The following is a 15,822-nucleotide window of genomic DNA, read 5'->3' as shown; positions in this document are numbered from 1 at the left end:
ACCCACTTTAAGACAAATCCAACTTTTCAGCAATACGCAGTTTCGCACTGCGCGATCTATTATTCACCGCCAGCTCATGCGGCGAAGCCGTAATCGCTTTACGACTCAATACATGAAATGGCTTGATCTCATTTCCATAAAAATCTTTGTCCACCTCTCCTTTAAATTTCCCTTTGGCCATAAAATTTTTGACCAAACGATCTTCCAACGAGTGATATGACATCACTGCAAGACGACCTCCGGCACGCAAGCACCCCACTGACTGCAGTAGAAATTCCTGTAAAGCCTCCAGCTCACGATTGACTTCTATCCGCAATGCCTGAAACACCTGCGCGTGGTATTTATGCTCCTTCCCTTTCGGAACCAGACGACGGATCACCTCCTTCAGCTCCGCTACTGTATGTATTGACTGCACCAGCCGTGCGGTAACAATCGTCTTAGCCAGCGACTTGGCATTCATAATCTCCCCATACATCCCGAAAATACGGTGCAGCTCCTCCTCCGGATAAGTTGCCAGCACTGTTTTTGCATCCAGATCACCAACCTGATCCATACGCATATCCAGATCTGCATCAAAGCGGATTGAAAATCCACGATCCGCCGCATCAAATTGATGTGACGAGACACCCAGATCAGCCAAAATACCATCCACATAACGCACACCATACAAACGGAGACTATTTTTTAAAAACCTAAAATTCTGATGAATCAAGGTAAAACGAGGATCATCAATCACGTTCGCTAACGCATCCGGATCCTGATCGAATGCAAAGAGCTTACCCTCAGGCCCAAGCCGGTTTAAAATTTCACGGGAATGGCCACCCCCACCGAAAGTCACGTCCACATAAATACCGCTGGGCTTGATAGCCAGCGCATCCATGCACTCTTGCAACATTACCGGAACATGATACACACTCTCCATATTCTTACATTCCAAAATCAATATCTCCCATGACTTCTGCTGCCAAAGCCGAAATATCTTCTATTCCGCCATCACCCATCAGATCATCATAACCTTGTTTAGACCATACCTCAATTTTATTAAACTGACAAGCCAGCACCAGCTCGGTTGTGATACCCGCAAACTCCAACAAACTCTTTGGCAGTAGCACCCTTCCGGCGGCATCCAATGTCAGTTCGTTCGCTCCACGCGTAAAAGCACGTACAAATGCCCGCACTTTCGGATCAAACTGATTTAACTTAGCCAATTTAGCAGTCATTAAATCCCATTCCTCCCGTGGATAAAAAACCAAATGTTTCTCAAAACCGCGATTCACTACAAGCCCATCTCGCTCAACATGAGGCATCTGCCTCTTGAGCGCAGCCGGCAACACCATCCTTCCTTTGGCGTCTAGCTTGCATTCGAATTCTCCGATCAACTGAGTCATGTCGTCAATTATCCTATTCTAATTCAAATGTAAAAGTATACACTTTCTCCCACTTTCCCCCACTTTGCTACATAAAAAAGTTTTCCACATCGAAAAATAGCTACATAACAAAAAAAAGAACAGCGGCAAAAGAACGAATAAAACCTTATTTACAAGCAGTTAAACCGCATTTTTAATCACTTCTTTCTGACAAAACTGTAGCATATTATTTTTCTGCTTTTTTTTAATAAGTGCACGTGAATTGTAAAATCTTCGGCTGCAAAGATTCGCTTTTAAGTCTTATCTCGTAAAAAAGGGGGAGAAAGTGGGAGATCATAATCACGGGACGAAATGAGTGGAGTAAAGTGGGAGTCCGAGATCAAATAAGCTAACCTTAATTCGTTATTGTCGACTAAAACCAATAATTTTGCGTAAATTTTTATTACATTAAGATATGCACAGAACACACACTTGTGGAGAATTAACGCTAGCTGACTTGGGGAAAACGGTTACCCTAAGTGGATGGGTTCAAAAATCCCGCGATTTAGGCGGTATGACTTTCATCGATGTTAGAGACCGCTATGGTATCACACAATTAACGTTCAATGCAGATGATGATGCGTCATTGCGGGCCAGTGCTCGTGAACTGGGCAGAGAATATGTCATTAAGGTAACTGGAGAAGTCATTGAGCGATCCAGTAAAAACCCAAAGATTCCAACAGGCGACATTGAAATTAAGGTGTCAGACCTTGAAATATTAAATGCAGCAAAACTACCACCTTTTACGATAGAAGACGACACAGATGGTGGTGATGATATCCGGATGAAATTCCGATATCTTGATCTACGTCGCAATCCCGTGCGCGAAAACCTTATTTTGCGTCATAGGACTTCGCAGGAAGTGCGCCGATATCTTGATTCACAGAACTTTTTAGAGGTAGAGACACCCTACCTGATTAAATCCACACCTGAAGGAGCACGGGACTTTGTCGTGCCTTCGCGCATGAACCCCGGTGAGTTTTACGCCCTGCCCCAATCACCGCAAACCTTTAAACAATTGTTGATGGTTTCCGGATTTGATCGCTATTTTCAGATTGTCAAATGTTTCCGGGACGAAGACCTACGTGCCGACCGGCAACCGGAATTCACGCAGATAGACTGTGAAATGTCTTTTGTCGAGCAGGAAGACGTACTTAATATTTTCGAAGGGCTTGCAAAGCATATCTTTAAAACCATCAAAGGCATAGATTTGGGTGCGGTTCCACGTATGACTTACGCCGATGCTATGCGCTTGTACGGTTCGGACAAACCGGATATTCGTTTCGGTATGCAGTTTGTCGAGTTAAACGATGTTGCGAAAGACAAAGGTTTCCCCGTGTTTGACAGTGCAGAATTAGTTGTTGGTATCAATGCAGAAAACTGCGCACATTATACCAGAAAGCAGATCGATGCCTTGACAGACTTTATCAGACGACCGCAGATAGGTGCTACAGGACTGGTCTACGCACGTATCAATGAAGACGGTTCCGTCAAATCTTCAGTGGACAAATTTTTCAATTCCGAACAATTGACAGCGATCGCAGAAAAGTTCCACGCGAAACCGGGGGACCTATTACTGATCATGGCTGGCAGCAAAGATAAAGTGCGTAAGCAACTCAATGAATTACGTTTAGAAGTAGCCTCGCAGCTTGGACTCCGCAACAAAGACACCTTCGCGCCATTATGGGTCGTCGACTTTCCATTGCTCGAATGGGATGAAGAAAGTGGAAGATACCATGCGATGCACCATCCATTTACCTCTCCAAAGCCTGAAGACATACCACTTTTGGACAGCAATCCGGGGCAGGTAAGGGCGAACGCGTATGACTTTGTCCTCAATGGTGTCGAAGTGGGAGGAGGATCCATCCGTATCCACGACAGAGAATTGCAGTCGTTGATGTTTAAACATTTGGGCTTCACTCCTGAAGAGGCAAAAAAACAATTTGGCTTCCTCATGGAGGCTTTCACCTATGGCGCGCCGCCGCATGGCGGACTGGCATTTGGCTTTGACCGTTTGGTTTCGCTATTAGCAGGTTTGGACACGATCCGCGATGTGATCGCCTTCCCTAAAAATAATTCGGGGAGGGATGTCATGATCGACGCTCCGGCAACCATCCATCAGGAGCAACTGGATGAATTGAGCTTAAATATTGATATAAAAGAATAAATTTTAAACTCGGCTTTCGAGAAACAATTTATTAACAGTATATTTAAAAGTTGGTTGGAAATGACCAACTTTTTTTTGTGAAAAAGCAGCAGATTAGATGTCAGAGAGTACCGCTAATACGTTTTTAAAGGAAAGTGCACAGAAAGCATTTGATATCCGGCACCGCGATATTATCAATTACAATATCGACAAATACAGCATGGCTTTCGAGAAAGGAAAAACCAAATTTGCGGATCTTGAAAACACGAAGATTAAAGCAAATTTGCTCAAGTGGAAGGTGATGGAAAACCTGGATCGATATCTGCTACAATTTGAGGCAAATTTCACTGCACGCGGCGGTAAGGTGATCTGGGCCAACCATGCTGAGGAAGCACTTGAAGAAATTCATAAAATTCTCGAAAGAAAAAAAGCGCGGTCGGTTGTCAAATCAAAATCAATGGCCACTGAAGAAATCGGGTTAAATCATTTTTTGGATTCGAAGAATATTAAAGCTATAGAAACCGATCTTGGCGAATATATTATACAACTGCTCGACCAAAGGCCTTATCATTTTGTGACACCGGCTATGCATTTAAGCCTGGAAGATATTGCGAAGCTTTTTCACGAAAAATTTGGCACACCGCTGGATGCCTCCGCTGAAGAGCTGACATTAAAAGCCAGGGAATTACTCAGAGAAAAGTATCTAGCAGCAGAAGTCGGCATTACAGGCGCCAATTTCTTAATCGCTGACACGGGCAGCATTGCCATTACGGAAAATGAGGGTAATGCCCGACTGACTTCCACATTTCCAAAGACACATATCGCTGTTGTCGGCATTGAGAAGATTATTCCAGAACTTCAGGATCTGGAAATATTTTGGCCACTTTTGTCTACACATGGCACGGGGCAAAACCTGACTGTCTATAACACTCTACTGACAGGTCCCAGACAGCCCTATGAGTCTGATGGTCCCGAAGAAATGTATGTTATCCTGCTGGATAATGGTCGCAGCAATTTATTAGCTCAAAAAGAGCAGCGTCAAGGCTTATATTGCATTCGTTGTGGAGCCTGTCTAAACGTATGTCCTATTTATCAAAATATTGGCGGACATACCTATGAAACAACGTATCAAGGCCCGATCGGATCATTGATAACTCCGCATTTAAATGGAATGAAGGAGTTTAAGCATTTAAGCTATGCCTCTACCCTATGTGGCAAATGTACCGAGGTCTGTCCTGTCGGCATTGACATACAGCGAATGCTGCTTATAAACCGAAAAGATGCGGTCGAAGGGGGAATAGCCTCCAAAACAGAAAAAAAAGCCTGGAGCTGGTACACATATGCTATCCAACGGAGAAAATTAATCGATTTTTTTGGAGGAAAATTCAAGAACTTCTTTCTTAGAAAGTTTTTTGGAAAAACCTGGGGCGACCAACGGGAACTGCCTAAAATCGCTGAAAAATCTTTCTCCCGTCAGTGGAAGGAACAGCAAAAGAATAGGGACTGACAACAAGTGTGCTGCGTTAAAAAAAGAGAGGACCTATGGTCCCCTCCTCTTACTAACACTCACCAATTATTAATATGAAAACTATTCTATTCTTGTGCACTAGCTTGCTTTTTGCTCTGTCTCACTGTCCCTTACGGCATCTTGTTTTTTAAACTCCTGTTTCCGCATTTCTCGCCCTTTTTTCCATTGAAATCTGTGCGTTTTACGGTTCTCAGCATAAGCATCTTTCAATGTTTGTTGCTGCTCAGGTGTCAACAGGCTCATCATCTTTTCATGATCCGCTTTACGCTGCTTCCGCATCTTCTCCCGGTACAATTTACGCTCGGCCGCGATCTTCTTATGATCCTGCGCCTGTCTTAGATGAAAGGCATAAATCTCTTCCCTTTGTTTATCCGTAAATTTCAGTTTCTGATCCATGCGGTCGGTTTTGATCTTGGCCACCTCCTCAGGCGTTTTGTTTTTTAAGCTATCATGTTTCCGATCCCGATGCTTATGCGCAGCAACATTGATTCCCTTTGCTTCTGCCTTAGTATCCTTTTTTTCCTGTGCGAAACCTGTTAACATTAATCCAGATAGCGCCAAACTTAACATCAATCTTTTCATCGTTTTACTTTCTTTTATAAGTTCAACTCTTACTTTATTAAGGGCTGCTTTTTCAACCTATTTATCTATAAGAGTGTTGACGACTATAGAAAGTTTAATGCGGCATTTGTTAAATAACGTTAAGAGGACTTTATTGCGACACAGCGCTCAGGCGGATGGGCAAGGTATAGGCAACACGCACTGCACGGCCGTTTTGTACACCGGGTTTCCATTTTTTTGCCTTCTTCAACAAATCTATTGCTGCCTGTCCAGTTCCAAAGTCCATGTCCCGTTTGATGGCAATATCAGTCAACGTCCCATCCCGTTCGACCACAAAAGAAATTTCAATGACCCCCGATAATCCTTGATCCAAAGCATGCTGCGGAAAGCTATAGTTTTCAGAAACCCACTTCATAAAAGCTTGCATGCCTCCCACTGGGCTTGGCATGACTTCTACGGTAATAAAAGGCTCGTCCAGATTCGCTTCCTCACTTCCCCCCGAAACAATGCCTTTTGTATATCCAGTGATCGCACCATCTTTTTTTGACGGGCCGAACTCTCCACTCGCCACATATGTACCTGCAGCATTTGCTTTCAATGTTATACGCGCTGTCATCGTATTGGGTTTGTTCAGTTCTTCCTGGCTAGCAACATCTTCAGTAACCCTATGCGCCTGCGCTACTTTTGGTTCTGACATACGTACCAAATCAAACTTCGAAACATCCTGTGCAATTTGCTGCGGTGCTTTGTCCGGCATCATTACCGGCTCTTCTTTCTTGTCGGCTTCCCTTGGGATTTCATTTAAGTCCTCCGGTTCCAACACGGCAGATGTCAATTTTACGGCAGGTAACTCCTGCTTAAAATATTTATTGTAGCTATAAGATCCAACAATAAAAACCAATGCAAAGGCAACTACAATTCCTAGACCGATATTGGTCGCCCGATCAGACAAGTTCCGTAATTCATATGCACCATACATTTTGTTGCGGCCAGCAAAGACAACATCTAACCACTCCTTACGGTAGATATTCAATTTTGAGTTCATCATCATATTAAAGTTTAAATGTTTTCATTATGATGCACGAAAGCCTTATATTACATAAAATTTTTGAACACACCTATGAAATCACTTTTATTAGCTATTCTACTATTTACCGTATATGCTTGTGATAATGCTCAAAACCAATCCCGGACTGCGGTAACCAAGGCGGAAAACAACGAAAAACTGGTTTCGCCTTATTTCGGTTTTTTAAATGAACAAAAAGATTCGTTAATAGCTCTTCCAATGGATCAGATGATGGAAAGTCCGGAAAAATACAACTATGTCATCGTTGAACATCAGGTCAGTCCCCTGGAATTTATACAGACCAGACCGGACAATAAAGATAGCAACGGTAGACAAACGGCGCAGAATTTCGCCAACAGTGAAGGCTCTCTGTTCAAAATAAAAAACGTGATCACATCTGGCGATTTTGGTATGTTGGTTGACAAGGCTTTCTTAGAACATTATAAGCCTGAGCCTTTTAGCAGGATCCAATCGGCAACCAGTGCCGATATCAGGGACAAGTTAGAAAAAAAATATAAAAGAAAAATCAATAAAAGTACCGCAGTCGCCATGCTGAATGACAAATCCCAGTTTCACCTCACCGTATTTGAACATCAGCAGGACTCCGCTCTTGCTGTATTTTCATACATAAAAGATGAGCAGTTGGTCAGCCTGGATTTTCCGGCCACTTACGATGATATCAGCACCTGGCGGGTAGATGATGGTGGAGAGTTTGACAACGATGCATTCCAGGTTTTAACCGTGCTGCGTTCTACAGAAGGCATCAGTTTCATCAGCATCTTTTGGGGGGCCGAAGGTTATGAATTAAATTTCTATCAACCGCATAAAGACAGGTTCAGTTCAGGTGCCCAGGCGTACGGTTACAGCTCACCCCTGTAGCCCCAATCGTTATTTTCCCGGTAGGTGCCGGGAAAATAACGAGATCCCTATCTTCGAAGGCATCGGCTATAAATGCATGCGTGCCAATGGAGCAACATCCTGTCCGACGAAATCTCCGGCTAGATATTTATAATAACCTGCAATAGCAATCATGGCTGCATTATCTGTACAGTACTCAAATTTGGGGATAAAAACGTTCCAACGATACTTATTTCCCATTTCCATCAACTCTTTTCTTAGTCCTGAATTCGCGGATACCCCGCCGGCAATGGCAATATCTTTTACGCCAGTCTGCTTCGCTGCCTTTTTCAATTTGTTCAGCAGAATAGATACAATACGCGATTGGACGCTTGCACATAAATCAGCAATATTTTCCTTCAGGAAGTCAGGATTTAACCTTATCTGGTCCTGTACAAGATAAAGTATTGCGGTCTTTAATCCTGAAAAACTGAAATCGAGCCCAGGGATTTGAGGCTCAGGTAACTTAAACGCTCCTGCATTACCCTCATGGGCTAATTTGTCAATAAGAGGCCCTCCTGGGTAGGGAAGATCTAGTATTTTCGCGGTCTTATCAAAAGCTTCCCCAGCAGCATCGTCCAGCGTCTCCCCTAATAGTTCCATCTCAAAGTAATCCTTTACAAGTACGATTTGCGTATGTCCCCCCGAAACAGTAAGACATAAAAAAGGAAAACTGGGTGTTGGATCATCAATAAAATGTGCCAAAATATGTGCTTGCATATGGTTTATATCAATCAAAGGGATGTTTCGGGCGAGAGCAAATGATTTTGCAAAAGAGGTTCCGACTAAAAGTGCACCTAATAATCCCGGACCCCGCGTAAAACTCACTGCATCTATCTGATTTTTGTTTATTTTTGCCTGACGAATGGCTTCTTCCACAGTAGGGATAATATTCTGTTGATGAGCACGCGAAGCCAATTCAGGCACAACACCACCATATTTTGCGTGGATAGCTTGGGTGGCAATAACATTTGAACGAATTTCACCGTTTATACAGATAGAAGCGGATGTTTCATCACAAGAAGATTCAATTCCTAAAATAATCGCCATAGCTAAAGGGTAAAAAATTTAGATTACAAAAGTATCAAAAAAATAATTAAAATAATGTCAATAGTACTAGGCAGTGTATTCGTTATACTGCTCGCATTGACTTTATCCTTACAGTTGAAGCCTGTCCAGAATTTTGCCGCACAACGTGCCATAAAATATTTGTGCAATGAGCTGGATACAAAAATCAATCTCAAGAGCATCTATTTCAAGCCTTTTAAATCAATTGTAATTGAAGGTTTTGAAATCTATACACCGCAAGGTAAAGAAATTATAAAATCTGGAAAGATAGAGGCGGCGGTTAATTTATCACAGCTATTTGAGCTCAACAAAATCGTCATCAATAAATTGACGATTGAAAACACTGAAAGCCAATTTGAGCAGTTTAAGGATAGCAGTAACATCTCCTTCCTGATCCGTTATTTTAATCCACCCAAGAAAGAAAAGAAGAAGAGTTCCAATAAGATTGCCTTCGAACTCAAGGAGCTGCTTATCAAAAACAATTCCCTTCGGTATGTCAACCATAATCAGAAACATTATGACAAGGTTGTTGATTTCGGCGATCTGGGTATTTCCAAATTCAATGCTCATTTTGAAAACATTAAAATAGATTCTAACCGCGTCTCGGCAACAATCAAGACCTTTAACCTTCGTGAGAAGAAAGGACTGATCATCAAGGGGCTGCTCGCTCGGGCTTCGGTAAGTAACAGGAGTATCGAAATGCATGACCTTATGCTTGCCACCAACCGCTCCACTCTCAAGAATTACCTGAGATTAGACTATAATCGCTTCGACGATTTTTCGGATTTCATCCATAAAGTCGATGTGAAAATACGCGCACGAGATTCGCGTATTCATTCCGAAGATATCGCCTACTTTTCCTCACCGATGCACCAGGTAAAATTCGATGCAACGATTAAAAAGGGCAACTTAAAAGGTACGGTAGCAGCCATTGATGCCTCGGAAATTGATCTTACCATTGGGAAGAACACCAAATTAACAGGCGATCTGAGGATCGTGGGACTACCCTATATGGATAAAACAAATTTTATAATTCCTGATGTATTTATTTCCACTGACTATCAGGATCTCCAGACTGTTGTTAGCAATTTAGGAAATTTAAAAAACTTCAAACTCCCACAGATCGTCGCTACCTTTAACACGTTTGCCTTTAACGGCAGTTTACATGGTCGGTACAATAATTTCAAAACTGAAGGAACCTTAAAAAGCGATATTGGCAGCATTGATATCGACGGTACCTTTGACATGCGTAAAGAGATCATCTACGCAGGCCATTTCCGGTCTAAACACTTCGATCTCGGAGCCGTTACCAAACGGAAAGATCTGGGAAGCTCGGGCTTTGACCTGCAGCTCAATGGAACTGGCACAGCCCCCAAACACTTAAAACTTGATGTAAAAGGTAATCTTATCAATTTTAATTTTAAACATTATACCTATCAACGCCTCGAGATCGAGGGCCATATAGACAATCAGTTATTTCTTGGATCCGGATCGGTATACGATCCGAATCTCAGGGTGGAGTTTACGACCGACATCGATTGGTCCGCCCAGCCCAGTTATCACCTGGACGCAGCAATTGAGCAGGCTAATTTAAAAAAGCTTCAACTTTTTCAGGGTGACTCCATCACTATTATGGATACAAAACTCCATACCAGCCTGATCGGTGACAACATCAACAATATCACGGGCGAGTTTAAATCGGATAGTGTAAGTTTCACTTCTTCCAAAGGCAGGTTCACGATTAAAAATATCCACTTTTTGGCAGAAGGGGATCAGGAGGCCCGCTCACTCACGCTACAGTCGGCTATCGGACATATCGATCTCAAGGGAAGAATAGACTTAAATACAATTGTTCCCTATTTTAAGTCACTTGCCATGCGTTATGCACCTGCCATAGGTTTCGAAAACAGCAGCTTCAACCGACAGGACTTTGACCTGAATATCAATATCACCTCCTTCCGCCCTATCGCCACCTTTTTTCGGAAAGACGTTTCGCTAGATAGCGGAGCGACATTAAATGCCAAATTTGCAAGCGAAAAACAAACTGCGAGTTTCAATTTCTATGCCCCCGAGTTTAAATATAATGGCATCCGGCTGAGACATTTGATTATTGACCAGAATGCCAGTCTCAAAAATATGGAGCTACAAACCTCCATTGACCAGATCAACTTCACGGACAGCACCTATATTAAGAATGTTAACATTTCCAATACCCTAGTCAATGACAGCCTGCAGTTCAATATTAAGATGTCAGAACTGGAAGCCAGCAATAGCCTTGATTTAAACGGTGTTATCCGCTTTGCCCATGCAAAACCTGCCTTTATCAACTTCTATCCATCCAATATCTTGATCAACAGAGAACAATGGCTTGTCAATAATGATGCCCAGCTGAAAATTTCCAAAGGTAAATGGTATTTCGAGAAACTAACCCTAAGCCATGCCGAACAGAAGGTGCATATAAACGGTATACTGTCCAATGATATTTCTGATCGGATCAATCTGAAATTTGAGGACTTTAACCTTACCTCTTTAAATGGTATTACAAAACCACACGGCATCAACCTTTCGGGCAACCTCAACGGAAGCATTGAGATTAACTCTGTTTTTAAATCCCCTTTTGTTGTGGCCAATATCAAGACCTCCCCCATTCTGTACAACAATATTCCGATCGGCTCACTGTACCTCGACGCCAACTACGACCCTGAAAACCAATTGGTAAAACTGGACAGTAAGATCCAGGAGGGCGATAAATTAATGCAGTTGAGGGGCTTTTATAATCATTTAAGTGAAAATAATAAATTAAACCTGCAGGCATCGCTCTTAAATACCGACGTTTTTGTCTTTCAACCCTTTTTACGTAATCTCGTATCGGACATCAAAGGTAAAATCAATGCGGATCTGGATATTGAAGGTGATATATTAAACCCTAAATTCAGTGGCACGGGGAAACTGCAGAATGCTTCCATGGTGATAAATTACCTGAAAACTCCTTATCGCCTATCGGATGAAATCAACGTATCAAACAACAGGATTTTCCTAACAGGACTCAAAATTTACGACCCGAAAGACAATGTAGCTACTATCGACGGGGTTGTGGACCTCAATAAATTAAGCGATCCAGATATTGATGTGACAGCTGAAGCAAAAAATTTCATGGTATTAAATACTACCATCAAGGACAACAGTATTTACTACGGCACAGCCTATGCTTCGGGCAATTTTGAATTCAAAGGGCTGACCTCCGCCATGAACATCAACATACGCGCCAAGTCCGAAGAAAATACCGTCATCAATATACCGTTTAATAATGCCAGCACCATCTCCGATAGTGATTTTATCTATTTCATCGATAAAGACTCGACCAAAACGAAAAACAAACAGAAGAAACGGGATTTCGACGGCCTGACAATGAATATGGACCTGTTAATCACCCCCAATGCTGAGATCAACCTATTTTCCAGCATGGGTGAACTTTCGGGAAAAGGCAATAGCAATCTTAATATGCGGATATCGTCATTAGGTGACTTTGAGATGTTCGGCGACTTCATTATCAATAGTGGTAAGTTTAATTTTACGGCTCAGGATTATATCAATAAAATTTTCGACCTAAAAGAAGGCGGCACAATACGATGGGCCGGAAATCCGGCGGAAGCAAATATCAATATCAATGCAATTTACCAACAAAGAACTAGCTTGGCCCCATTGTATAATGCGGCGGGAAGAGAAGAAAACCCCGAACGCGTGCTTGCACAGGCCGATATGATTTTAAAGGGACAACTGAGCCAGCCTGATATTACCTTTGATATTAACTTCCCTCAGAATCCCGGTGTCAAAGATGAACTTCAGGGCTACTTTTCCGATGCCAATAACGTCAATCAGCAGGCCCTGAGCTTAATTGTGCGGCGCAGCTTCACACCGGGGACACAAAGTGATTTTGGCAAAGAGGTGAACAACACCTTACTTTCAGCGGGAACTGAAATTGCATTTAATCAAATAAATAACATCATTGCGCAATCACTGAACATCAACTTCTTTGATCTCAATATCAAGTCGCTCAACGATGCCTCTGCATCGCTCCGTCTGTTCAATGACCGCCTCGTCCTTACGGGGGGCATCTCAGACCGCCGCAATCAGGCACTGACAGATTTAAACGTTTTCTCAGACCGCGTATCAACGGACGCAGAAGCCTTATTTTATCTTCGAAAAGATGGACGGCTCGTACTCCGGGCTTCCAATCGTCTTAATACCAGAAATTTTCTGCTCAGCCCAAATGATGGCGAATATATCAGCGCATTTGGCTTACTGTACCGCCAGGAGTTCAATACATTTTCAGAATTTTTAAGACGACTATTTCCAATAGGAAAAAAGAACAGCATCGTTCCGGCCCAGAAAGCAACAGATAAAAATAAACCCCACTAGTTCATCAGGGAGCTGAAGTGCGTGAACACCTTCATTTGGTTATAATAGGAATGAGAGGTGTGCTCAACTATCCGGCCCCACCGTATTGCTCTGCTCAATTATGCAACCAGAAGTGGATAAGGTCAATATTCATAACATAAAAAAGGCCTCTCAATTGTATTGAAAGGCCTTTCTCTAATCATTGGCTTGCTATTTATGCCAATTTTTCGAACTCTTTATACTCAATTTCGCTACTGTTTAATTTTACCAAGCCTTTTAAGTGATCAAATACTTTCAATGCTTTAGCTTCCTCAAACAGACGGTTTCCTTGCTCTCTGTCCTGTAACAACTGGATGGCAAATTGATTCAGTTGTTCATCAGAAGGTTCTTCGTTAATATTGTACATCTTGATCTGCGCATAAATGCGTTCTTTCGCTAAATTGATCACCTCATCATATTTAACTTCAAGACCATTTTCAGTAACAACACGGTTTTCAATGATTGTCCATTTCAGGTTGTTCAGAAAATCCGCAAAACCTTCATTTAATTCTTCGTCAGAAATACTTGGGTTTGTTGCTTTCAACCATTTTTTCAAGAATTCCTCAGGGAAAGTTACGTCAACTTTTTCCATACCAAAAGTATACATATCATTACGTAATTTCTGATCTGAATTCTGTTTAAATAAGTTTTCTACCTCTTCTTTTACTTTCTCAGTGAACTGTGCCTCTTCTGTCACTTCACCTTCTGCAAATAATTTATCGAAAAACTCCTGATTAAGATCAGCTTCCTCTAAACGGTTGATGTTTTTAACAGTCAATTCAAATTTCGTGACATCCAAAGCAGCAGCTTCTTCTTCACTGATACCTAAGATACGTGCCAGATCTTCAGTTTTGAAAGCTTTTTTCACATCAATCTTTACCGTATCATCTTTTTTAAGACCTACTAAAGATTTTTTGATTTTTGCATCTTCAACAATATCAGTACGGATAGAAGTCGTTTTTTCTAAACCATCTTCCTTATCTTGCTTTAATGTAGCATACAATACGTCGCCCTCTTCCGAGACTTCGGGATTCGTCATTTTTCCGTAGCTACGACGTAAATTTTTGATACGGTCTGCCAAAGTTTCTTCATCAGCTTTGATTTCGTAAGCAGTGAATTCCGTCTCAGCAGTAAATGGCAACTCAAACGCAGGAGCCAGACCAATCTCATATTTAAAGTTGAAATTGTCTTTAAAATCCCAGTTATATTGAGCATCGTCTTCCAAAGGAAGAGGTTGACCTAATACTTCCAGTTTATTCTCAGCGATATAATTCGTGATTTTTTCATTCACCAATTTATTGATCTCATCAAATAAAATAGACTTACCATACGTACGTCTAATATGTCCCGGAGGAACCTGACCCGGACGGAAACCCGGCAACTTTGCTTTCTTAGCTTGTGCCTTAATCTCTTTGTCGACTTGAGGATTATAATCTTCAGGTGCTAATGCGACATTGATTACCGCATTGATTGCATCTACATTCTCGTGTGAAATATTCATACTCTTTTTAGCTATATCGCATTCATAAAAAAATCCTCCCGAGGTTTTAAGTTCGGGAGGACATCAAGTGCGGAAGAAGGGACTCGAACCCCCACGCCTTGCGGCGCCAGATCCTAAGTCTGGTGCGGCTACCAATTACGCCACTTCCGCATTAGGATTTCTTTTGATGCCACAAAGATAGAAATGAAAGCGATATCATGCAAGTATTTTTTACTCTTTTTTTGTTTTTTTTCAATATTTTATTTTGCTCTTGCATAATACATTATTATTCATTTACTTTGAATATCAAAGTACTTTTATGGAACAGAAAGATTTATTTAAAGAGCTTGGCCAGATCAGATCACTAATGGAGAAGTCGTCCAAATTTGTTTCGATAAGTGGATTGTCCGGCGTACTCATTGGCTGTTATGCTTTAATCGGAACCGCCTTTGCCGGCTATAGTCTATACAATCCATACCACATCATGGGCATGGTGCGAGGCAATATCAGCATGGTAGATCTGCTGCTAGGCACGGCGATACTTATCTTATTGCTGTCTTTAGTCACCGGCTGGCTTATGGCTCGTAAAAAAGCGAGGAAAAACAGACAGTCCATTTGGAATATTACCAGCAAATCCCTTTTATTTGCAGTTTCAATCCCACTATTAACGGGAGGTATCGTATCTTTGGTACTCCTTGCTGGGGACTATTATCATCTGATTGCAGCCATGCTCCTCATTTTCTATGGACTGGCTCTGTCTGCCGGAAGCATATATACGTTTGCGGAAGTTAAATGGCTGGGCATATTGGAGATCACTTTGGGCTTGGTCGCTTTATGCTTTCCTGATTACGGGTTGCTGCTGTGGGGATTGGGATTCGGTGTGCTACACATCATCTATGGTTTTATCGTTTACAAAAAGTATGAATCGTGAAATTGGACCTCTCTTTATATGACAAAATATTTGAAAACAGAGTACGCCTTCAGATTATGAGCATCCTCGCCGCAAATGAAGAATATGACTTCAGTTCACTAAAAGAGTTACTCGATGTGACTGACGGCAACCTGGCTTCTAACCTCAAAACACTGGAAAAAGAGGAATATATTATCGTAGAAAAGAGCTTTGTTGACCGTAAGCCCAATACAAGATATAAAAGAACAGCCAAAGGATTAAAAGCGTTTGAAAACCATCTTATCGCTCTGGAAAACTTAATAAAACAACAGTATAAATAATTT

General features: G+C 41.8%; 12 protein-coding genes and 1 tRNA gene. 6 read left to right on the top strand and 7 right to left on the bottom strand.

Annotation, left to right across the window (positions count from 1 at the left end):
- Positions 1-7 precede the first annotated feature (7 nt).
- Complete coding sequence (gene rsmH / locus K7A41_RS17055) at positions 8-922, bottom strand: 16S rRNA (cytosine(1402)-N(4))-methyltransferase RsmH (RefSeq protein WP_265714634.1); 915 nt, start codon at positions 920-922, stop codon at positions 8-10.
- A 4-nt stretch (positions 923-926) separates the two neighbouring features.
- Positions 927-1,388 carry a division/cell wall cluster transcriptional repressor MraZ gene (gene mraZ, locus K7A41_RS17050; RefSeq protein WP_265714633.1) on the bottom strand — a complete coding sequence of 154 codons (462 nt, stop codon included), beginning with the start codon at positions 1,386-1,388 and terminating at the stop codon, positions 927-929.
- A gap of 433 nt (positions 1,389-1,821) precedes the next feature.
- On the opposite strand from mraZ, the gene aspS reads away from it, so the two are divergent.
- Entirely contained in the window at positions 1,822-3,573 is a 1,752-nt protein-coding gene (aspS, locus tag K7A41_RS17045) for an aspartate--tRNA ligase (RefSeq protein ID WP_265714632.1), read from the top strand.
- 97 nt (positions 3,574-3,670) lie between these two features.
- The gene (locus tag K7A41_RS17040; RefSeq protein ID WP_265714631.1) at positions 3,671-5,059 is read left to right on the top strand and encodes a LutB/LldF family L-lactate oxidation iron-sulfur protein; all 1,389 of its coding nucleotides are present in this window, start codon (positions 3,671-3,673) and stop codon (positions 5,057-5,059) included.
- Between the two features lie 99 nt (positions 5,060-5,158).
- On the opposite strand, the gene K7A41_RS17035 is transcribed toward K7A41_RS17040, so the two are convergent.
- Entirely contained in the window at positions 5,159-5,662 is a 504-nt protein-coding gene (locus K7A41_RS17035; RefSeq protein ID WP_265714630.1) for a hypothetical protein, read from the bottom strand.
- A gap of 130 nt (positions 5,663-5,792) precedes the next feature.
- Positions 5,793-6,692: an energy transducer TonB gene (locus K7A41_RS17030; protein ID WP_265714629.1), complete on the bottom strand. Its 900-nt coding sequence runs from the start codon at positions 6,690-6,692 to the stop codon at positions 5,793-5,795.
- A 69-nt stretch (positions 6,693-6,761) separates the two neighbouring features.
- On the opposite strand from K7A41_RS17030, the gene K7A41_RS17025 reads away from it, so the two are divergent.
- Positions 6,762-7,586: a hypothetical protein gene (locus tag K7A41_RS17025; protein ID WP_265714628.1), complete on the top strand. Its 825-nt coding sequence runs from the start codon at positions 6,762-6,764 to the stop codon at positions 7,584-7,586.
- A gap of 66 nt (positions 7,587-7,652) precedes the next feature.
- Here K7A41_RS17025 and tsaD read toward each other — a convergent pair whose 3' ends face one another.
- On the bottom strand, positions 7,653-8,654 hold the full coding sequence (gene tsaD / locus K7A41_RS17020) for a tRNA (adenosine(37)-N6)-threonylcarbamoyltransferase complex transferase subunit TsaD (protein ID WP_265714627.1): 1,002 nt from the start codon (positions 8,652-8,654) through the stop codon (positions 7,653-7,655).
- A 54-nt stretch (positions 8,655-8,708) separates the two neighbouring features.
- On the opposite strand from tsaD, the gene K7A41_RS17015 reads away from it, so the two are divergent.
- Positions 8,709-13,091, top strand: a complete 4,383-nt coding sequence (locus tag K7A41_RS17015) for a translocation/assembly module TamB domain-containing protein (protein ID WP_265714626.1) — start codon at positions 8,709-8,711, stop codon at positions 13,089-13,091.
- Between the two features lie 193 nt (positions 13,092-13,284).
- Here the strand turns inward: K7A41_RS17015 and K7A41_RS17010 are convergent, their stop codons facing one another.
- The gene (locus K7A41_RS17010) at positions 13,285-14,610 is read right to left on the bottom strand and encodes a trigger factor (RefSeq protein WP_028072340.1); all 1,326 of its coding nucleotides are present in this window, start codon (positions 14,608-14,610) and stop codon (positions 13,285-13,287) included.
- 68 nt (positions 14,611-14,678) lie between these two features.
- Positions 14,679-14,760, bottom strand: a tRNA-Leu gene (locus K7A41_RS17005).
- A gap of 148 nt (positions 14,761-14,908) precedes the next feature.
- Between K7A41_RS17005 and K7A41_RS17000 the strand changes: the two genes are divergently transcribed.
- Both K7A41_RS17000 and K7A41_RS16995 read left to right on the top strand, forming a co-directional pair.
- Entirely contained in the window at positions 14,909-15,520 is a 612-nt protein-coding gene (locus tag K7A41_RS17000; RefSeq protein WP_265714625.1) for a hypothetical protein, read from the top strand.
- Positions 15,517-15,819: a winged helix-turn-helix domain-containing protein gene (locus tag K7A41_RS16995; RefSeq protein WP_028072342.1), complete on the top strand. Its 303-nt coding sequence runs from the start codon at positions 15,517-15,519 to the stop codon at positions 15,817-15,819. Before K7A41_RS17000 ends, K7A41_RS16995 begins: the two co-directional genes overlap by 4 nt.
- Positions 15,820-15,822: the final 3 nt, after the last annotated feature.

The sequence above is a fragment of the Sphingobacterium sp. InxBP1 genome (genome assembly GCF_026191775.1).
In the GTDB taxonomy this organism is placed as follows: Bacteria; Bacteroidota; Bacteroidia; order Sphingobacteriales; family Sphingobacteriaceae; genus Sphingobacterium; species Sphingobacterium thalpophilum.
The sequence above is the reverse complement of the archived record's forward strand: the minus strand, read 5'-3'. Positions and strand labels throughout refer to the sequence as shown.

Coding starts and splice junctions, on each gene's coding strand:
- K7A41_RS17000 (WP_265714625.1), top strand. CDS start 14,909: ATGGAACAGAAAGATTTATTTAAAGAGCTTGGCCAGATCAGATCACTA.
- mraZ (WP_265714633.1), bottom strand. CDS start 1,388: ATGACTCAGTTGATCGGAGAATTCGAATGCAAGCTAGACGCCAAAGGA.
- K7A41_RS17015 (WP_265714626.1), top strand. CDS start 8,709: ATGTCAATAGTACTAGGCAGTGTATTCGTTATACTGCTCGCATTGACT.
- rsmH (WP_265714634.1), bottom strand. CDS start 922: ATGGAGAGTGTGTATCATGTTCCGGTAATGTTGCAAGAGTGCATGGAT.
- tsaD (WP_265714627.1), bottom strand. CDS start 8,654: ATGGCGATTATTTTAGGAATTGAATCTTCTTGTGATGAAACATCCGCT.
- K7A41_RS17030 (WP_265714629.1), bottom strand. CDS start 6,692: ATGATGATGAACTCAAAATTGAATATCTACCGTAAGGAGTGGTTAGAT.
- K7A41_RS17010 (WP_028072340.1), bottom strand. CDS start 14,610: ATGAATATTTCACACGAGAATGTAGATGCAATCAATGCGGTAATCAAT.
- K7A41_RS17040 (WP_265714631.1), top strand. CDS start 3,671: ATGTCAGAGAGTACCGCTAATACGTTTTTAAAGGAAAGTGCACAGAAA.
- K7A41_RS17025 (WP_265714628.1), top strand. CDS start 6,762: ATGAAATCACTTTTATTAGCTATTCTACTATTTACCGTATATGCTTGT.
- K7A41_RS17035 (WP_265714630.1), bottom strand. CDS start 5,662: ATGAAAAGATTGATGTTAAGTTTGGCGCTATCTGGATTAATGTTAACA.
- aspS (WP_265714632.1), top strand. CDS start 1,822: ATGCACAGAACACACACTTGTGGAGAATTAACGCTAGCTGACTTGGGG.